Raw genomic sequence first — 20,594 nt, 5'->3', positions numbered from 1 at the left:
TCAGGGATACGGGTATTGCAGTTTGCCCATTCCGATTAATATCGGGAAAAGTAGCTTAGGGATATTTGTCCGTAAAATTACTAACTGTAGACAAATACTGGTTTTTGAATCAAGCAACCTAACCTATGCCAGCGAATTCCTGGCCCGAAGAAGATTCTTATCAAGAGCTTGATCCGCTCAACTCCTTATTGTCTGACCTATCAGTAGATGAGGAGTCAGTGTTAGAGACAGATCCTGTGTCTTTAACACCCCGGTTTCAAGGTCGTAGACGCAAAGCAGCTCTAGTTTTGACTATAGTCTGGAGTGGCACGATCGCTCTACATTTAGTTTCTTGGGCTTCCATATTTATTCTAGGATTGACCACCATTCTAGGATTTCATGCCTTGGTGGTAGTGTTTACTAAATCCCGTTGCTATCCAAAAGAAATACAGGGAGATTTGCCCTTTGTATCTTTGCTAGTAGCTGCGAAAAATGAGGAAACAGTAATTGCTAAATTAGTCAAAAATCTTTGTAATCTGGAATATCCAGGTGGGCAGTACGAAGTATGGATAATTGACGATCACAGCAGTGATAGCACGCCACATTTATTAGCAGAACTAGAACAGAAACACAAGCAACTGAAAGTACTAAGGCGTTCAGCACAAGCTAGTGGTGGCAAATCGGGGGCGTTGAATCAGGTATTGCCGCTGACAAAGGGCGACATCATAGCAGTATTTGATGCTGATGCCCAAGTGACACCAGATTTGTTACTCCAGGTAATACCTTTATTTCAAAGAGAAAAGGTGGGGGCGGTGCAGGTGCGAAAAGCGATCGCCAACGCCAAAGAAAACTTTTGGACTAAGGGTCAAATGGCAGAAATGGCACTTGATACCTGGTTTCAGCAACAACGGACTGCCCTTGGTGGTATTGGCGAACTGCGGGGCAATGGTCAATTTGTCCGGCGTTCAGCTTTGGAAAGCTGCGGTGGCTGGAATGAGGAAACCATTACCGATGATTTGGATTTGACAATCCGTTTACATTTGGATAAATGGGATATTGAGTGTGTTTTCCATCCAGCTGTGCAAGAAGAAGGAGTGACAAGTGCGATCGCACTTTGGCATCAGCGCAACCGTTGGGCAGAAGGCGGTTATCAACGCTATTTGGATTATTGGGATTTAATTCTCGAAAACCGCATGGGATGGCGCAAAAGCTGGGATTTGCTGATTTTTCTGCTGATTATGTATATCTTGCCGACAGCAGCAGTACCAGATTTATTAATGGCGATCGCTCGTCATCGTCCACCAATGTTAAGTCCGATCACAGGCTTGTCCATTTCTATGTCGATGGTAGGGATGTTTACAGGTTTGAAACGGATACGTCAAGAGCAAAAATTCCCACTTTCTATATATTTTCTGTTGCTGGTGCAAACCCTGCGCGGCAGTTTATATATGTTGCATTGGTTAGTGGTCATGAGCAGTACTACTGCCCGGATGTCGGTAAGAGAAAAGCGCCTAAAATGGGTGAAAACCTTGCATACGGGGCATGGGGAATAGCCACAAGAGGTAATTCAAAATTCAAAATGCAAAATTACCAAAAATAATTTTGCATTTTTTTATTCATCATCAACTTCTGATTCTTCTACCCATTCAGGTGTAGTTATGGAATCAGAAAATTCTGTTGAATCCTCTACAAAGCGGATAATTTGTCCGTTGAAGAATTCTGCTAAACGCACAGCTGCGATCGCTACTTCGTCAGGTTCCCAATCAGGTGCAGGTGTTCGTTTTGGCGGTGGAGGCAAAGCTTGCACCCCATTTCCATTTGCCCCATTGCCATTTGCCCCATTTCCATTTGCCCCATTGCCATTTGCCCCATTTCCGTACTTTGCTGCTGTTGGTGCTGGTGGTGGAATGGTTGGCTGTGGTACTGGCGCTGGAGGCGGAATTTTCTGGTTGTAACTGGGAGTAGGTGGTTGCTGAACGCGAGTAGAGTCTTTTGGGGGAGGATTTTTTTTAGCTGAGGTAGAGTTTGAAGAAGTTCCTTTTTCTAAATTTATCTGGATTTCACGCTGGAAAGTCTGCTGGAAAGCTGCCGCAATCATTGGTAGATAAGATTTCCCCTTGTCATACCATGCCTGTTTGATCGCAATTCGAGCCATAACACCGTCGAATTCTATGAGATGGCTCATTTGACGCAGCATCTCTTGCCTTGATTTTGGCTGAAGGTTAGCAAGCACCTGTTGCCAAACCTGAGTTAAGTCATATTCTGTTTCCCCAACAACTTCTGAAGTTACTGATTCAATGTTCGTAGGTGATACAGGAACAGCAACAGGTTCTGGGGCTGGTGGTGAAACTGAATTAGCAGCAAAATTGTGATTTGTTTGCTGTTCAATTGGGGGAGATGAAGTGACAGGCTGATTTTGGGCAGCCGCTAGATGATTGGGAGATACAGAATTATGATTTGTTTGCGAATCAGCTAAAGGTACAGAAGAGACTGGGTGATTTTGGGCAACTGCTGGAGGATGATAGCTTGCAGAATTATGATTTGTTTGCGGTTCAGCTAAAGGTACAGAAGAGACTGGGTGATTTTGGGCAACTGCTGGAGGATAGTTTGGAGATATAGCAGGTGTGTTAACTCGCGACGCGACACTTGGGGCTTGTGGCTGAATATTCGTCGCACTGGGTAACAATCCTAGTAATGTTACTTCCAACCACAAACGCGGCTGGGTAGTATTTTTAATTTGTACTTCTGATGTTCGTAGGTGTTGCTGTCCTGCTAAAATCGCGCTCATATCCAAGTATTGAGCAAACTCAACCAGCGCTGTCCAGGTTTGGTGAGTACAAGCAACCAAATCGTGGCGGTTGGGTGCAGTTTTAGCAATGAGTAAATCGCGGTAAAAAGCAGCGAGATTTTGCAGAACAGTTAGCGGTTCTCGACCCCGATCTAAAATGTGGTGGGTACAGTCTAGAACTGCTGATGGTTTATCTTGAGCGATCGCATTTAAAAGCCCCAGTAAGTCCTGTTCGCTCACTGTCCCAACCAAATCCCAAACTCGCTCTGGTGTCACTTCACCTGCTAATAAACCCAATTGATCAAGTAGACTTTCGGCATCCCGCAACCCTCCTTGAGCAAGTTGGGCTACCAGGGTTACAGCGTCGGGTGAAATATGAATGTTTTCATAAGATGCGATCGCACTTAAATGCTTGACCATCGCTTCTAACTGAATGCGTCTAAAATCAAACCTTTGACAGCGCGAAATAATTGTTGGTAACACCCGTTGCGGGTCTGTTGTCGCCAACACAAAAACCACATGCCTCGGTGGTTCTTCTAGTGTCTTAAGTAGCGCATTGAATGCCTGGGTACTGAGCATGTGGCATTCATCGATTACATAAACCTTGTAGCGACACTGCACAGGAGCAAACTGGGCTTTTTCAATCAACTCGCGGATATTATCGACACCAGTATTACTGGCGGCGTCAATTTCAATTACGTCTAAGGCGTAGCCCTTGGTGATCCCCTGACAAACCTCACACACGCCGCAGGGTTCAGCAGTGGGCTTGTCACTTTTGAGACAATTGAGGGATTTAGCCAGAATCCGGGCGCTAGAAGTTTTCCCCGTACCTCTGGGCCCAGTGAATAAATAGGCGGGGGCGATTTTGGATGTGCCGATCGCGTTCGTGAGGGTGGTAGCGATCGCCTCTTGGCCCACCAGTTCAGCAAAACTCTTGGGGCGATATTTGTGGTGCAGGGGTTCGTAAGACATGAAAAGATAGACTTCAATGCCTTTCAAAGTTAATTACTAGCACCGAGTCGAGTTTAGGATTCAACTATTTTAAACTCTCGTACCTGCTTTGTTTGTCGATGTTGCCATAGGGCTTGTACTCAACTAATGCCGTGAATTTTGGCACTCAGGAAAGCAAGTAACCAGAGCATATCCTCTACTATGATTTCAACATCAATGTATGGGAATTATAGCATATCATTTAGTACATTTGTTCTATAAAATAGGGATTTTCTGTCTATACATTTTGTTGAGTGAACTAACGCCATAGTCCAGTGCGATCGCTACAATCTTAGGATAAGCAATACTCGATGGTGCGGCAGATGCTCAAGCGGCTATTTCAATGGCTCAAAAAGCTTTTTCAGAGCTTGTTTGGTGGAAAACAGACTACCTCAAAATCTATGGGGAATGTGCAAAAAGAACCAGCACCACCCTTAAGCGATACTGATCTGGAATTTCTGTTCACCGAACTGTTGCAAGGAGTGCATCAAGCACGAGGAGAAGCATGGGCACAGAAGTGGCTGCATAATATTGAACATCGTATTTCAACTGAAAACTGGGTTGAGTGGTTAGGGCGCTTTGGCGAGAGATTGCTAGCATCACCTACACCCAATAATGAAATAGCTGCGCGGTTGGTGCAACTGGGTGAGTTGAATATCGGAGAAATCGGAGATGTTGCCTATAGTATCGGGATGCAGTTGTTGACACGCAATCAAGGTGAACCAATTTGGGAATATGAAGGCCCAGATGTTCTCAGCCCAACTTTGCCATCTGAGCCAACCACCCCAGTATCAGAGTCAGCAGATGCGCCAGAGAACCTCCCGGAGGGAGAACAGCAAACTGTCACCCTAGAAGAGTTGTTTGTGATGTTGCAGGAGGATGAAAATTTACGCCAGCAGATTGCTCAACAGCTTGCCGTTGAGACAGACGATCCAGAACTGCTTGTTCAGGCATTGATTAGTCAATTATATCCTGCTGGTCAATCGACTACAGAGCATACAGAAAATTAACGGCTTGGCAAAGTCAAAATTCAAGAGTGAAATCTGGGAATTGTAACGTTGTAATGCTATGCTCTTGAAGTTTTGTATATTTTTTGCTAACTTGCTACGGAAGCGCTGTGCGGATCTAATGGGTTTTTACGTAATTGATGATTTTTTTAACACAACGATGGCTAGAATCTAGAAAAACAAAATCCAAGAGTGTGGCAGATGCTCAGGCGGATATCGCAGTCGCTTAAAAGGTTTTTAAGGCGCCTTATTGAAAGTAAGCAGACTAGTTCTCTCAAGGGTGCGAGAGGACGCAACCTGGTGGAGGTACTACCAGAACTAACCAATGCGGATCTGGAACAATTGTTTATCCAATTGTTAGAAGGCGTGCATCAAGCACGAGGACGACAGTGGACATTGAGGTATCTGCAACGAATCGAAAATCGCGTTCCAGTTGAACGCTGGATAGATTGGTTGGTGATATTTGGTGATAGCTTGCTAGCTTCACCCGCACCGAATCCTCTTTTAGCAACACAGATGGTGCAATTGGGGGAACTTAGTGTCGGCAGAATTGGAGACGTTGCCTATGACATTGGCATCCGGCTGATGCAAAAGTTACCCACACAAATAGAGTATCAGGACAATCAGGCGCAAGATGGGGTAGAAATCACTCCTGGGCAAGAACTGATTCGCAATTTAGGCGAACAGTTATGGGAGTATGATCAGCCAGATGTTGTAGAAACTACTCCTGGGCAAGAACTGATCCGCAATTTAGGCGAGCAGTTATGGGAGTATGATCAGCCAGCTGTTGGAAAAACCACAACCGATGAAGAAATTCTCTCAACTACACCTGGGCAAGAGCTAATCCGTAGCTTAGGTGAGCAATTATGGGAATATGATCTGCCAGATGTTGAACCAATAACGCCAGCACCTCAAAATGCCTCTTTTGAGGAAAGATTGACCGAGAATTTAGAGGAACTGGTATTGGAGTATGAAGGAGAAGATGCTCAAACCACAATCACCTCAAATCTCCCTCTCCCCGCAGCGGAAGATTCAATCACCTCATTAGCCGAACTCAGGTTTGGCGATGAAGAGGAAGTTACCCCAACTAAAACACCAGCAAATCTCCTTTCCACTAGACAAAGAACTGAATTAACAACGTCTGACTCAGTGGAAACCTGGGATAACACTTTGACGAATTTAGAGCCAAATGTGGCTAATACCCTAGATGAGTTGTGGGTAAGATTGGATGAAAGTACCAATTTAGTTCAACAACTTGCTTCTAATTTGGCAGTTCAAAGCAGTAATTCCCCTGGTATTATTGAACGACATAATGATCATCCGATTACCCAGGCTCAAGAGTGGTTTTACCAAGGTCTAAGCCAAGCGAAAACAGGTGATTTGTTAGGCGCGATCGCATCTTATGACCAAGCCATTGAACTTCAACCTGAATTTTCTGAATATTGGTTTAATCGAGGTTTGACGCTGTTTCATTTAGAACGTTTTGATCAAGCGATCGCATCTTACCAAACCGCTATAGAACTGAAACCCGACTTCTACAAAGCTTGGTACAACAGAGGTGGAACTCTCGGAGAATTAGGATATTTTGAAGAAGCGATCGCTTCTTTTGACAAAGCCATAGAAATCAAGCCAGACTACCAAGAAGCTTGGTCTAGCAAGGGTTTGGCGCTGCTGAAGTTAGGTTGGCTACCGGAAGCTATTTCCAGTTATGACCAAGCCCTGAATCTGCAACCAGAAGACCAGGAAAACTGGTATCACCGAGGCATAGCCCTAGCTGTAAGTGAACAATTTGCAGAGGCGATTAGATCTTACGACAAAGCGCTAGAAATTGACCCAGACTACCATGAAGTCTGGATAGACCGGGGTGTAGTACTGTTTAATTTAGGACGGTGGTCAGAAGCGATCGCTTCCTGGGACAAAGCCCTTTCAGTTCAAGCCGACTTCTACTTAGCTTGGTACAACCGAGGTATAGCGTTAGACAACTTAGGACGCCGCCTTGAAGCGATCACCTCCTATCAACAAGCGATCGCCATTAAACCCGACTTTCACTTAGCTTGGTATAATCAGGCAGTAGCATTGTTTTATTTAGAACAATTTGCCGAAGCGATCGCCTGTTATGATCACGCTTTGCAAATTAAACAAGATTATTGGGAAGCTTGGATTGGTCGGGGAACTGCGATCGGTAATTTAGTAAATGCTGACGAATTGCTAAATTTGTCAAGTAGTATAATATCGACAAATCCCGCCTTACAACAGGGCGGCTACGAAGGAAAATTAGCCAGCTACGAAGAAGGTTTAAAACATCTGCGGACAGATACCCACCCAGAAGGTTGGGGTAGATTGCATGTTGCGATCGCTAATACTTACTACGATCAAGGCAAAAAACATACTAATACCCGCGATTATTGGCGCAAAGCCGCATCTGAGTACCATCAGGCGCTGTTAACCCTCACACTAGAATATTTTCCCCAATTGCACCTAGAGGTTTTGCAATCTCTAAGCAAAGTGTTGATGGGTTTGGGACAAACAACACAAGTTCAAGAATTACAGCAACGCGGTAGAGATTTATTGCAACAATTACTAAGTGAAGAAACTCGCTCTGACGAAAGTAAAAAACAGCTAGCTCTGAAATTTGCAGGCTTTGAGCAATTGGCAGTTGATTTAGCCATAGAGTCTGGTGATTTAGTTGAAGCTTGGGAAATTGCTGAACAAGGCAAAAATGCTTGTTTAAATTGGCTGCTTTCTGGCTGGAATGATGATATTTACTCACCTCATTATCACGCAATTCAACAACTATTCAATCCCACAACAGCAATTATTTACTGGCATATTAGTCCAGTTGCATTACATACTTTCATTATTAAAGACCAAGCGCCATCACCAATCCTTCTCTTTACACCCATGCAAGCTCCTGGGGGAATACCTTTAGGAGAAGACGCTATCCTTCTAAATGAATTGCCTCTACCTGAAGCAGTACAACGCCTAATTGAGTTTGAAAGTTGGCTAGAAGATTGGCATCAACAATACCAAGAATATCGCAGCACCGCCCAAGACAAAGAAAGTAAAAGCCAGCATTCTTGGCGAGTTGATATGGAACAGAAGCTGTTGCAATTGTATGAAATCCTGAATATTCCCATAATTGCACAGGAACTCGAAGGCATCACCCAGCTGGTTCTAATTCCTCACCGTGACTTGTACAGATTGCCCATTCATACCCTTTTCCATCTCTCTTCCCCATCCCAGGAAGAATTGCCAAATGTAGAATCAAATTTCACCGTCACCTATCTGCCTAGTGCCCAAATAGGTTTATCAATAAAAACTGAAGATATTTGGCAGTGGCAAAATCAGTTATTGCTCAGTGTTGAATATCCTGAAAGTACAGGTTATTCCACACCAAAATTTGCCAAACTTGAGTCTGAAGTTGTAAGCCAGATGTTTAATAATATTCAACGAATTCAAGGGTTAGAAGCTACGAAAACTACTGTTGAAAACGCCTTATTTGAAAATTATAACATCTTTCATTTTACGGGTCGTGTCACTAATAATTTAGCTGAACCGAAAAAATCAGAATTAGCATTAGCAGGTGAAGACAAACTTACTCTAGATGAAATCTGCCAACAAAATCTAGGAAGTTACAACCTTATTACTCTCTCCTCCTGTGAAAATTTAAGTACTAGCAACCACACTATCAGCAGCGAATATGTGAGTTTAGTCAGTGGTTTTGTGAGTCAGGGCGTTCCTCATGTAGTGAGTACTCTCTGGAGTGTAGAATCTTCAGCTAGTGCCTTGGTAATGATCGAGTTTTACCGACGATTACAGCCCAATAAATCAGCAGTTATTGCCTTAGCTGAAGCAACACGATGGCTGAAAGAACTAACTGCTGGAGAACTGACAAAATGGTATGAAGATATCTTGAATAATCTGCACCCTGAGGAATTACGAATTCAAACTTATTTAGCGACACAACTATATAGAAGTAGTAAAATGGCATCAGATAAAAATCTTTATAATCATCCTTACTACTGGGCGGCATTCACGATTACGGGTAAGCCGAATTAATTCTTTGAAATTTAGTAAAAATAATTTGTAAGATCATGTCCGGTTAAACAATTGTCATTGCGAACGTTCTACTCGCAATGACATATCACAAGTAATTTGCCGGACATGATATGATTGATAATTCGTAATGGTAGATTTGTTATACAAGTTACTAACTTTGCCACTGCTGCACATCAAGAAAAACCTGCCCTCTGGGTTGATGGCAAAGGCTTAAATCTAAAGTTGATTTAAGCCTAATCTAACTCCCGGCGTCCTTCCAATGCCCTCGCCAGAGTCACTTCGTCGGCGTACTCCAAATCACCACCTACAGGCAAACCAAAGGCAATCCGCGTCACCTTGGTAAATGGTTTCAGCAGCTGACCAATATACAGTGTTGTTGTCTCTCCTTCTACACTCGGACTAATTGCCAGAATCACTTCTTGAGGTTTCTGCTGACTCACCCGCCGCTGCAAAGCGAGTATAGTCAACTGTTCTGGCCCAATTCCATCAATTGGAGAAATCACCCCACCCAAAACGTGATATTTGCCTTTGTACTCGCGGGTTTTTTCCAGCGCAATCACATCGCGAGGATCTGCTACGACACAAATAGTATTGTTGTCACGGTTGGGATTGCGGCAAATTTCACAAACAGGTTCAGCAGATAAGTGAAAGCAAACAGAACACAAGCCGATCTGTTTTTTTGCCTCGATTAAAGCTTGTGCCAAAGCTTCAACTTCTGCTTCTGGTCGTTTTAAAATATGCAAAGCCAGTCGTTGGGCAGATTTAGGCCCAACTCCCGGTAGGCGTTGCAATTGCTCAATTAACCGTGCTAAAGGGCGTGCGTAAACCGTTGTCTTGTCTCCAAAATATTTTTATCTTAACTTATGATGACATTTGAAGTGAAACTCGGTAAAAGCCGTCTTGCAAGGACAGGGTTTTAGACCCAATTTTCTGATAACAAAGGGTACTCTATTTTGATTCATAAGCAAAACTAACGCCTTACCATCATAAACAGGGCGTTTTCTTATGGGTATGTAATTAATACTTGAAGAACTTCAGACAGATAAGATAGAGATAGATTTTAGCTCTCTCAGGGTTGAGCATGACTGCTGAGTATGAAAATATAGCAAAATAATTGATGCTCAAGTGCTGAAGGTAGGGCGAATGAAATTAAGTGAGCATTTTTCAGGGAGTAAAGGCTGAAAGTATTGATAATATGTCAAGTTCGCGTAATCTGCAAGAAACTCACTTAAATCGTGCCCGCGCCAGTCTCAGACAAGCGCTATCTTGGTATGGATATCTTCGGAAGTCAGGAAAGTTGTCATCTAACCCAGAATTGGTAGGTTTGGTGAAACCGGAATTGGAAGCTTTGAACGCCACACTCAACAAGCTGGACTCTAACGTTATTAGAATTGCCGCTTTTGGTTTGGTGAGTCGGGGAAAGTCAGCAGTTTTAAATGCCTTGCTGGGAGACAAGATTCTGCAAACTGGGCCCCTGAACGGTGTCACCCAATGGCCCCGTTCCGTGCGTTGGCAGCCAGGGGGTAAGGTACTAGTAGAGTTAATTGATACCCCTGGATTAGATGAAATTGAGGGTGAGTCACGGGCGGATATGGCAAGAGAAGTGGTACATCAGGCGGATTTAATTTTGTTTGTCGTGTCTGGTGATATCACGCGCACTGAGTATCAGGCACTGCTGGAATTGCGGCAAGCACAAAAACCCCTGATTTTGGTGTTTAACAAAATAGACCTTTACCCAGATACAGACCAGGAAGCGATTTACCAAAATTTGCAACAACTGGGTGCCGGACATTACGCCACATCTTCCACTTGGGGAAACCTCAACACCGCAGTGGCTCCTCAAGGGAAGCCTCTACTACCTGATGAAATTGTGATGGTGGCGGCGGAACCAGCACCAATGGAAGTACGGGTTGAGTGGCCTGATGGTCGTGTCAGTTATGAATGGGAGACACCACCACCGCAAGTAGACGAACTCAAGGAGACAATTCTGAATATTCTCAATCGAGAGGGCCGATCGCTTCTGGCTTTAAATGCACTCATCCAAGCACGGGATTCAGAAGCTACGATCGCTCAAAAAACTATCGATTTACGCGAACAAGAAGCCGAAGATATCATTTGGCAATTTACTAAATACAAAGCTTTGGCAGTCATGCTCAATCCCATTGCCTTCTTAGATATCCTTGGCGGAACTGTTGCCGATTTGGCTTTAATTCGTGCTCTAGCTAAATTGTATGGTTTGCCGATGACTAGCTATGAAGCTGGGAAAATTTTAAAAACGATTTTATTTAGTTCTGGTGGCTTACTGCTGGGAGAATTAGGTAGTAGTTTTCTTTTAGGCTTAGGCAAGAGTACGGCTGCAATCACCAGTGGTGACAATCCCAGCAATATTACTGCCTTTGCTGGCAGCGCGATCGCCCAAGCTGGTATCGCCGGTTATGGAGCCTACTCGGTTGGCAAAGCTGCTCAGGTGTATCTCGAAAAAGGCTGCACCTGGGGACAGTTAGGCGCTAGCAGCGTCATTCAAGAAATTCTCTCTCAAGTTGACCAAAACACAATTCTGTATCGTCTGCGACAAGAATTAGGGCTAAAGTATTGAGAATAAATAAAAATTGTTTCCCGTTTATTGCCGTTTATAAGTGTTTATCAACTTCTATCAAGCTCTGATGACAATTGACTGACATTCCCAATTTGGGATGCAAGATTGAGAACATGACCATCTCTATTAATGACCACAACTAGTGGAATTTCCTTACCTTTTTGAATCAAAGATGACAATAGGGTAATTCCCACTCAATTTTGCGAAAAAGATGGCGGTGTTTACTACCGCCTCTTGTGGTCAGCCTATCTAAACTGGAAATGTGAGCCAGCCCGGTCTTGTTGCTCCAACAAAGAGGGACTGGCGTTAGCGCAGCGTTAGCGACGCAGGAGCGTGAGCTTTCTAGGGTCATTGAAAGCTCACAGTTAATATCTATCTCTGTAAACTAAAGGTGAAAGTATCATGACAACTAGCCTAAACTCATCTGAAACTGCTGGGACGGCAAATCTTGAAGAAGCCATTACTAGTGCCATTACTGAAGCCCGTACAACTTGTGAGCAAGATGGCAGCAATTCTGCTGATTGTGCCGTAGCCTGGGACATTGTAGAAGAGTTGCAAGCTGAGAAAGCTGATCAACAACAAGCAAAACAAAAGAAAACCTCTCTAGAAAATTATTGCGATACCAATCCCGGTTCCGTAGAGTGTCTAATATACGACGTTTAACTCTTCCGTAAATCAGTTGTTGCTGATTGGGTTATTTGCTTAATTGCCTCTAAATCAGGCGATGGTGTTTCACTTTCCATTCCCAACCACAAAAGATATTCGATATTCCCAGCAGGGCCAGTGATCGGCGACCAAGTTAAGCCTTTGTATTTCCATCCTAATTGGTGGGCTGTTTGCAACACCTGGAAAATGGCATCAGCTTGGTCGTTTGGATCGCGCACAACGCCTTTTTTACCTACACGGGATCTGCCGACTTCAAACTGTGGCTTGACTAACAACACAGCTTCTCGGTTAGCTTGAGTTAATTGCCACAAAGCAGGCAAAATCTTAGTTAAAGAAATAAACGATACATCGACCACAGCCAAATCAGGAATCGGGTCATCCTCGCCATATAACTCATCTGGTCGTAGTTGTCGTAAATTGGTGCGTTCCCGCAAAATTACCCGCGAATCGTTTCTTAAGAGCCAGTCAACTTGTCCGTAACCGACATCAATTCCGTAAACTTGTTTTGCTCCAGCTTGCAAGAGACAATCAGTAAAACCACCAGTAGAAATCCCACCATCTAAACAAATGCGCTCTGCTACGGGAATGGTAAATACTGACAAAGCTTTGGAGAGTTTTTCACCGCCTCTAGAAACAAAAGGCGATCGCTCTTTAATATTTATTTGAGCTAAAATATCAACTTCTGTACCAGGCTTATCAACTAGCTGCTGATTAACAGTAACTTCCCCCGCCTGAATTAATCGCTGTGCCAAGGCGCGAGAAGAACATAAATTTAGCTCTACTAATAGTGTGTCGAGTCGCTGTTTAGCCAATTAACTAGACTCTCCTAGTAAGATTAACGTCAAAGCACGATTGATGATTTCCTCACGGTTAACAACTTTTTCTAATTCTTCTGGCTCATAAATGCAAAATTACTCCATAGCTACGAATCATCTTGATTATGTCTAGGACTAACGCAAGAACTCTCTGAAACTCTTATTTCTCTGTGTCGCGCCAGTTGCTTTAAGTCGGGGAACCGCAAGGGCGCACTGGCTTCTCTGCGGACTCTGCGGTAGCCTGCGGCAAGCTGCTTTGCGTCTACGATTTTCCATTACCTGTGCGTAAGTCCTGTATGTCATTTCGGCTGATTATCTGTTAATTCTTCGACTATGAGCAATGCTCTTTGAACATCGCCTTTAACATGTAAGTCTTTCAGGGTTAATAATTCTTCCATAATCAGCGCCATAAACATCGGCAATTTCTATTGTGGCGGATCTGGAGCGATCGCAGTTGGTTGCACTGAAATCTACCCCGAATTAACTTACATCAATGTCTACTCTTATTCATCCTTATCATAATTAAACATTAAAACAAACTTTTGTTTAGGTAAAACTAACATGGGTATATAGGATGCTCATCCCAGATATTACTTTTCTCACCTTTTTGATAATAAATAATTAACGTTGGGACATCAAAATATTTCTTTTGAGCTTCTATTGACCAATTACCTGAACCGAAGTGCAAAAATTTTAGATCATTAATACTCATAGAACTATTACAAAAAATTATTTATATCAATAATAAACATCACAATAGCCAGGATAAAATTTTTACAGTATTTATTCTCGTTGTACTACTAATTAATTTCTCAGACAACAAATAGTTTTTTTGCATTAAAAAAAGTAAACGCACCTTGCCAATAAAACCAAAGTGCGATATCCGTTAAGTCCAATTACGCGAACTTTGTTTGTATAGTTCCGCGATTTCTAGTTACCAGGGCTAGATGCTAAATATCCTGCTCGCTCAACTCGCGTGTGATGTGATCAAATGGCTCATCCACAAAAGTAGTATTAACCACACCTGCGGCTGTCACCTGTTCTTTAATCAGATCCTTGAGAATTTGGATACCGCGAACCGTAGGCCCAATAGGCACTCCTAGAGAATTGTAAGTTTCCCGTAGCCCTTGTAGCACTCGTTCATCCAACACATTCGTGTTCCCAGCAACCAGCGCATATGTGGCATAGCGCAGATAGTAGTCCATATCCCGTAGACAAGCTGCATAACGACGAGTTGTATAAGCATTTCCACCGGGGCGAATCAATTCTGGCAGTTCTTCAAATAACTGTAAACCAGCTTGCTTGACAAGTGCAGCCGCATTGGTATTGATTGCTGCCGCAGCTTGTACTCTTGCTGTACCACTGTCAAAGTAAGACTTCAGACTATCGATCGCATTCCGGTCAAAATACCGACCAGCTAGGTCATAATTCTTAATTAAACTTGTTACCGCATCGCGCATTCCCTTTTCTCCCAATCTTTGCTATTTATGGTTTGATATTTATTTGGCTGCACTTATGCACCATTAAATTTTTGTGCTATTAAAAATAGATTCGGCACAAAAACAATCTATCCACTATTTAAGGATTCTATGCCAAAGTTGACCCCTATGTGATGAACTTTTCAGTTTTGTACACATGATTGCCGAAAGGTTAATATAACCTGAGAATCAAGACATCTGTAACATAAGCTACAAAATTCCCTAATGTCTAGTATTTAAGATATTTCAGGTGTGTCACGACTTGATTGAGATCAGCAGGGTTAGAATGCTTTGGAAGATTCTGGTATTACTTTAGGAAATTGGTAGAGAAGGAGTAAAAATGACAACACCGCAAGAAGTCTTGGAGAAAATTAAAAATGAAGAAATTCAACTGATTGATCTCAAATTCATCGATACAGTAGGGACTTGGCAGCATCTCACAGTGTACCAAAACCAAATCGATGAGACTGCATTCACTGATGGCGTACCTTTTGACGGTTCTAGCATCCGAGGTTGGAAAGCGATCAACGAATCGGACATGACGATGGTACTCGACCCCAACACTGCTTGGATCGACCCATTCATGAAAGAGCCAACATTGAGTATAATTTGTAGTATTAAGGAACCCCGCACGGGTGAATGGTACAATCGTTGCCCACGTGTTATAGCCCAGAAAGCAATAGATTACCTGGTTTCCACTGGTCTTGGTGACACAGCCTTCTTTGGCCCTGAGGCTGAGTTCTTTATCTTTGACAGTGCTAGGTTTGCACAAACTGCCAACGAAGGCTACTACTTCATAGACTCTGAAGAAGGTGCTTGGAATTCCGGTAAAGCTGGTACAGATAACAAACCCAACTTGGGTTACAAACCACGCTTCAAAGAAGGTTACTTCCCAGTTTCACCAACGGATTCTTTCCAAGATATCCGGACAGAAATGCTGTTGACAATGGCACAATTAGGTGTACCCATTGAAAAGCATCACCACGAAGTTGCTACTGGTGGTCAGTGTGAACTAGGTTTCCAATTTGGGAAGTTGATCGAAGCAGCTGACTGGTTGATGATTTACAAATATGTGATCAAGAACGTTGCCAAAAAACACGGCAAAACCGTTACCTTCATGCCAAAACCGATTTTTGGCGATAACGGTTCAGGAATGCACTGTCACCAGTCCATCTGGAAAGATGGCAAACCTCTGTTCGCAGGTGATAAGTATGCGGGTTTGAGCGATATGGCTTTGTACTACATTGGTGGTCTTCTCAAACATGCACCAGCGCTGTTAGCAATTACTAACCCCAGTACTAACTCTTACAAGCGCCTAGTACCTGGTTATGAAGCTCCAGTAAACTTGGCTTACTCCCAAGGGAACCGTTCTGCTTCTATCCGTATTCCTCTATCTGGAACTAATCCCAAAGCCAAGCGTTTAGAATTCCGTTGTCCAGATGCTACTTCTAACCCCTACTTGGCATTTGCTGCAATGCTTTGTGCTGGTCTTGATGGCATTAAGAACAAAATCCTTCCTGGTGAACCCTTAGATAAGAATATCTATGAACTCTCTCCAGAAGAACTGGCAAAGGTTCCTTCAACTCCAGGTTCTTTAGAACTGGCATTGCAAGCACTCGAAAAAGATCACGCCTTCTTAACTGAATCAGGCGTCTTCACGGAAGATTTTATCGAAAATTGGATTGACTACAAGTTAAGCAACGAAGTCAAGCAGTTGCAGCTGCGTCCTCATCCTTACGAGTTTTACCTCTACTACGATGCTTAATTAACAGTTGTATCTCACTAAAAGTAATAAGTTTTGCCACCCTAAAGTAGAGGGTGGCTTTTTTTCCAGAGTTGTCAGTTGAGACATTCACTCAAAAATCAACCTTAGAACTATAAAACTTAGCTCATGGAAGCATGGCTAGGCCCATAAATCATCCGAGTGTTAGCATCTACCTTGCCTTGAATCGGGTTCCAGTAGTAGGATGCTTCTTCAGGTAGACCAAGTTCTTGTGCAGCCCGCATCAGCATTGATTGTTGGCGATTCTTGACTTGTTGATGTTCACGCACCATTAACGCACGAGATTTATCTGCAATAGACATAACCATAGTCCTCCCTATTTTTGTAGTGAATATATAATTTTTGGTTCTTTTATAAACTAATATAGCAAAAATTCTGTAACATAAGCTACAAAATTCTAAAAAATTTACCATAAATATCGGCTATTTTTCTGCCAAAAGCCCAGAAAATCTTTCTCAAAACAGCTTTGACGACTAAAATCATCTGGCTTAAGATTTGTCTTAGCTCAGGGCATATACCTTTCTAACAGTAGATAACTTATTTGTTACAATTGTTTACAAAAGGAACTATAAGTAATCAAAACTTTACCTATTTTTATGCCTGACACTTTAACTAAGCTGACTTATCAGACCTTTCAACAAAGCAAAAATTACTTTGCTCTGGCTCACAAAATATTAAGTTCACAGTTAAAGAACCTGGTGTATCCGACGCTTGAACAAAAAACCAAACCAATCCCGAAGGAGGTTGTACTCAAACTTCAAGAGAGATTGAATCAGGTGCTAGAAACAGACTGGCAAGATGCCCAAAAAGGTGTGTATCCCGAAAGTTTACTGTTTGACAACCCTTGGGAAGACTTTTTCCGCTACTATCCGCTGGTATGGCTAGATTTCCCTCAAATGTGGGAGCGGGTTGAACAACAGAATTACCAAGATTTTTCACCAGAAATAGACATAGATAGTTATCCCAGCTACTACGTGCAGAATTTCCATCATCAAAGTAATGGCTACTTAAGCGATATGTCAGCCAATTTATATGACTTACAGGTGGAAATTCTTTTTAGTGGGGCAGCTGATCCGATGCGGCGACGAATTCTCGCTCCCCTCAAGCAAGGGCTGAAAGTTTTTGAATCTGTTTCACCAAGACAAGTTCGTATTTTGGATGTAGCTTGTGGAACTGGGCGGACTCTGAAGTTGATTCGGGCAGCCTTGCCTCAAGCATCCTTGTTTGCTACGGATTTATCACCAGCTTATTTGCGTAAAGCAAACGAGCTATTATCTCAAATTCCAGGAGAATTGCCGCAACTTTTACAAGCCAATGCCGAAGAGTTACCCTATCTAGATGACTATTTTCATGCTGTAACTTCTGTTTTTCTCTTCCATGAGTTACCAGCAACTGCACGTCAAACAATTATTGAGCAATGTTTCCGGGTAACAAAACCAGGGGGAGTCTTTATTATTTGCGACTCAATTCAGTTGAATGATTCACCTGAGTTGGAGCATATGATGGACTTTTTCCCTAAAGCTTTCCATGAACCCTACTACAAGCATTACAGTACTGATAATTTGGTAGAACGTTTAGAGAAAGCAGGCTTTGAGAATATTGAAATCCAAGTCCATTTTATGAGCAAGTATTTTATTGCTCATAAGCCAGCTTAAATCAGTGAATAGTTATCAAGGTTTGAGTTAGGGATTTAAACCTTAACTCAAACGAGCTACTTTATGCGGCTGAGTGATGTCTAACAAGGAATTTTATGCTTCGGCAAAGGACGTTAAACAGGCGTCGGAGCGAAGATAAATTACTTGTTAATGTAGAAACCAGCTACTCAATGTATGAGAAGAAAACCTATTAGGGATAAAGTTAAGTTGCCTTAAGGCTGTTTCCTCAACAAGCAAAATGTCTGAATTAGATGTGCTTTAGATTAACTGATAGCCTAAGTAACATCTATTTCTAGAGCAGTTGAGGATTGAGACGCAGAGCTTACCACCGAATATGAGCAACAATTGTGTAGCTTTTGAGGAGTTGGTAATGCTGTTGATCAAGGCACTTAATTTGATTTGCGTTTTGATCGCCAGGATTGATGCCAACTATATATACAAAGCTTGCAGTTGAAATACTAAGCGATCGCTGAAGATTTTCGTGTGTCAACTGTATATATCTCTGCCAGAAAACCTGTGTAAAAGATGTTAGCACAACAGCCGATTTTCTGGTACCTTGGTTCCTTTAGAAAAAGAGGCATTACCCAACGATAGTTAAAGCACAACATAGATATTTCGGAATTTTTGTGTCACTTCTCTGCGCCCACTACCGCGATGACGTGGCAAATCATCTGAATTTTGTTCAGATGCCGCTGAGAGCCACTGTTCCGAAGCAGGCGTGGAAGGCAGCCCATAGGATAAGTGATTGACCATTGCTTGGCAGTTAAAAGCTAAGGGGCCGAACACCAGACTCGAGACTAAAAGTGAAATGGCAACACGCATAGCAGATGTCTATTTTGGAACTCTCCACTTCACTGATACTTAGCTTTTTAATGAATATCCGGACAATTCATCAAAAAGTATTCTGTTTTACTGAAAATAAACTCTTCTTATCCTCCGTTTAAATGTTCGACCAATAACCAATTACCAAAATGATTCTGACGACCCCACAATATAACTAATTGTTCGTGGGGATAAGCGCGTAATTGCTCGTCGATATGCGATCGCAAAGTCACAAGCTGCCAATTTTGGCCTTGATATGCGGCTGGTGCTGTGACAGCGAATCTGTATTCTTGCTGATCCAAGCGGTAGAAAATGCCTTTGAAACAGTTATTTTCTCGAATTAATGCCTTGTCAAAAGCAGAGTCAGGGTACTCATTCCAGGATGGGCTAGGGCAATCGCCACTAACTGGATAGGCTTGTGGGTTATCTAAGTAATACAGTTGCCAGTGTCGCCAATCCGAATGATTGGGTGGAAGATTAAATAAAGGAATAATTGCTGCTTTCGAGCGATTATCTGACAATAAAGCTGTTTGCAGCACCCTAACAGGTAAATCCCTTGGCTGGCAGTTTAACTCAACACACATCGCTGCCGCCATCCCCGCTGCTTGACCAATGCCCATAACCACAGGTTGTAATCTGGTGGCGCCATTGGCAATGTGGGAGACAGAAATATTTTTTTCACAAACCAACAAACCATCTGTTGTGGCTGGAATTAGACAACTGTAGGGAATTGTAAAGGGAGTCCCCGTCCAACGTCCCCCCCAGCGGATAGATTTAGGTTGCAGTGGGAATTGAACACCAGGATAATGATGGTCATTGGCGTAGTTACCAACTGCGATTGCTTCTTTTATCAAAGACGCTTCTCTACCAGAGGCTCCGCCAAGGCGATCGCAAATGCTGTCAGCGATCGGATCATTAAATATAGATGCAACTCTACCTCCAGTAACTGGCAAAATATCTTGTTCTCGGACAGTAGTTAGCCCCACTAAGCGGCGGCTTTCCCGGTAATAGGGATGTAGTGCAAAAGCTGTAGGAGTGTGAGGAAATAGTTTTTTTGCTAAACCATAACTACGACCAAGCTGATTTTGGATAAAACGGGCAAAATTTTGGCTGTGCCAGCGAGATTCTTGGATGAATTCACCTCTGGATGCATCTGACTCTATCAACCGTCCTACTCCTTCGCCGTAGTCATTGCCACAGTTTGGCCAATTAATCATAAACAGACCCCCAGGCAAGCGTCCATAATTCAAAAATGTCTCTGCTCCATAGCCATCCCAAGCACCTGTAAACTGGGATGGATTATCGTTAGGGGCAGCCGGAATTTCTGGGGCGACGGCTTCACCAAAGTCTTGCATAATCACTACCCAAGTGGGCGCTTGCACTGGATATTTATTGGTTAATGAGTTAAAAGTCACTGGGGCGCTGAGTTCTCCCCACTCAGATTGCAATTCCCAGCCCCAGCGGTAAGGTATCTCACCTAAAGCCAACAAATCTCCTAATTCTGTAGCGTCGAGAATAATTTTGGCTGTGACAGCAAAATCAGCAAAGCGGACACCAGTAATAGAATCACCCTGCCGAAATACTTCTAAAGGCACTTGTCCAGAAATCCAGTGCAGATTTGGCAATTCCTGCACCCAATCTGCAAAAATCTCTGCCCCAATCCGAGGATTGTAACTAAAAAAGCTTACCCAGCTGTTATCTAATCCTCCGGGCTGTCGTTGTCGCAATTCTTGCAAAAACGTACCCCATAACCCCGTTTGAAAGGCTTCTAATTCGTTGCCATCAGGTGCAGATACTCCAGCCGAAGTCAGCATCCCCCCCAACCAAGGAAATTCACTCACTAAAATCGTTTTGGCTCCCCGTCGCGCCGCTTGGATAGCAGCCGCAGTGCCTCCGGTTCCCCCACCAACAACCAAGACATCAGCTGTGTATATCTGATAAACCATCTCTTAACCT

Annotated in this window: 14 protein-coding genes and 1 pseudogene; 7 read left to right on the top strand and 8 right to left on the bottom strand. The window is 43.0% G+C overall.

Annotation, left to right across the window (positions count from 1 at the left end):
- The first annotated feature begins 125 nt into the window (after positions 1-125).
- On the top strand, positions 126-1,532 hold the full coding sequence (locus V7K48_RS10035) for a glycosyltransferase (RefSeq protein ID WP_335071961.1): 1,407 nt from the start codon (positions 126-128) through the stop codon (positions 1,530-1,532).
- Between the two features lie 59 nt (positions 1,533-1,591).
- Here the strand turns inward: V7K48_RS10035 and V7K48_RS10030 are convergent, their stop codons facing one another.
- The gene (locus tag V7K48_RS10030; RefSeq protein WP_335071959.1) at positions 1,592-3,739 is read right to left on the bottom strand and encodes a DNA polymerase III subunit gamma/tau; all 2,148 of its coding nucleotides are present in this window, start codon (positions 3,737-3,739) and stop codon (positions 1,592-1,594) included.
- 341 nt (positions 3,740-4,080) lie between these two features.
- Here V7K48_RS10030 and V7K48_RS10025 point away from each other — a divergent pair, with 341 nt between their 5' ends.
- Positions 4,081-4,767 carry a hypothetical protein gene (locus V7K48_RS10025; RefSeq protein WP_335071980.1) on the top strand — a complete coding sequence of 229 codons (687 nt, stop codon included), beginning with the start codon at positions 4,081-4,083 and terminating at the stop codon, positions 4,765-4,767.
- Positions 4,768-4,965: 198 nt separating this feature from the next.
- Positions 4,966-8,823 (top strand): CHAT domain-containing protein, encoded by a 3,858-nt coding sequence (locus V7K48_RS10020; protein ID WP_335071957.1) that lies wholly within the window; start codon positions 4,966-4,968, stop codon positions 8,821-8,823.
- A gap of 233 nt (positions 8,824-9,056) precedes the next feature.
- Here V7K48_RS10020 and recR read toward each other — a convergent pair.
- A pseudogene (gene recR / locus V7K48_RS10015) lies at positions 9,057-9,653 on the bottom strand (recombination mediator RecR); the annotation flags it as partial.
- A 365-nt stretch (positions 9,654-10,018) separates the two neighbouring features.
- Here recR and V7K48_RS10010 point away from each other — a divergent pair.
- Positions 10,019-11,419, top strand: coding sequence for a DUF697 domain-containing protein (locus tag V7K48_RS10010; RefSeq protein WP_335071953.1), 1,401 nt, complete (start codon positions 10,019-10,021; stop codon positions 11,417-11,419).
- A 402-nt stretch (positions 11,420-11,821) separates the two neighbouring features.
- On the top strand, positions 11,822-12,082 hold the full coding sequence (locus tag V7K48_RS10005; protein WP_335071951.1) for a Calvin cycle protein CP12: 261 nt from the start codon (positions 11,822-11,824) through the stop codon (positions 12,080-12,082).
- On the opposite strand, the gene V7K48_RS10000 is transcribed toward V7K48_RS10005, so the two are convergent.
- Together V7K48_RS10000 and apcB are read right to left on the bottom strand one after the other, a co-directional pair.
- Entirely contained in the window at positions 12,079-12,897 is an 819-nt protein-coding gene (locus V7K48_RS10000) for a TlyA family RNA methyltransferase (RefSeq protein WP_335071949.1), read from the bottom strand. The two genes, V7K48_RS10005 and V7K48_RS10000, sit on opposite strands and share 4 nt — an antisense overlap.
- Before the next feature lie 953 nt (positions 12,898-13,850).
- Positions 13,851-14,360 (bottom strand): allophycocyanin subunit beta, encoded by a 510-nt coding sequence (gene apcB / locus V7K48_RS09995; protein ID WP_335071947.1) that lies wholly within the window; start codon positions 14,358-14,360, stop codon positions 13,851-13,853.
- A 358-nt stretch (positions 14,361-14,718) separates the two neighbouring features.
- Here apcB and glnA point away from each other — a divergent pair, with 358 nt between their 5' ends.
- Positions 14,719-16,143, top strand: a complete 1,425-nt coding sequence (glnA, locus tag V7K48_RS09990) for a type I glutamate--ammonia ligase (RefSeq protein ID WP_335071945.1) — start codon at positions 14,719-14,721, stop codon at positions 16,141-16,143.
- A gap of 119 nt (positions 16,144-16,262) precedes the next feature.
- Here glnA and V7K48_RS09985 read toward each other — a convergent pair whose 3' ends face one another.
- Positions 16,263-16,463, bottom strand: a complete 201-nt coding sequence (locus V7K48_RS09985) for a hypothetical protein (protein ID WP_196524783.1) — start codon at positions 16,461-16,463, stop codon at positions 16,263-16,265.
- A gap of 294 nt (positions 16,464-16,757) precedes the next feature.
- On the opposite strand from V7K48_RS09985, the gene V7K48_RS09980 reads away from it, so the two are divergent.
- A complete protein-coding gene (locus tag V7K48_RS09980; RefSeq protein ID WP_335071943.1) occupies positions 16,758-17,816 on the top strand; it encodes a class I SAM-dependent methyltransferase in 1,059 nt (352 codons plus the stop codon).
- Positions 17,817-18,138: 322 nt separating this feature from the next.
- Here the strand turns inward: V7K48_RS09980 and V7K48_RS09975 are convergent, their stop codons facing one another.
- From V7K48_RS09975 to V7K48_RS09965, 3 genes are all read right to left on the bottom strand, one after another.
- A complete protein-coding gene (locus tag V7K48_RS09975) occupies positions 18,139-18,351 on the bottom strand; it encodes a hypothetical protein (RefSeq protein ID WP_335071941.1) in 213 nt (70 codons plus the stop codon).
- A gap of 59 nt (positions 18,352-18,410) precedes the next feature.
- The gene (gene patX, locus V7K48_RS09970) at positions 18,411-18,638 is read right to left on the bottom strand and encodes a heterocyst-inhibiting protein PatX (protein WP_334973923.1); all 228 of its coding nucleotides are present in this window, start codon (positions 18,636-18,638) and stop codon (positions 18,411-18,413) included.
- Between the two features lie 107 nt (positions 18,639-18,745).
- Positions 18,746-20,584: an FAD-dependent oxidoreductase gene (locus V7K48_RS09965; protein WP_335071937.1), complete on the bottom strand. Its 1,839-nt coding sequence runs from the start codon at positions 20,582-20,584 to the stop codon at positions 18,746-18,748.
- Positions 20,585-20,594: the final 10 nt, after the last annotated feature.

This window comes from Nostoc sp., assembly GCF_036919615.1.
GTDB lineage: Bacteria > Cyanobacteriota > Cyanobacteriia > Cyanobacteriales > Nostocaceae > Nostoc.
This window is presented reverse-complemented; position numbering and strand designations above follow the sequence as displayed.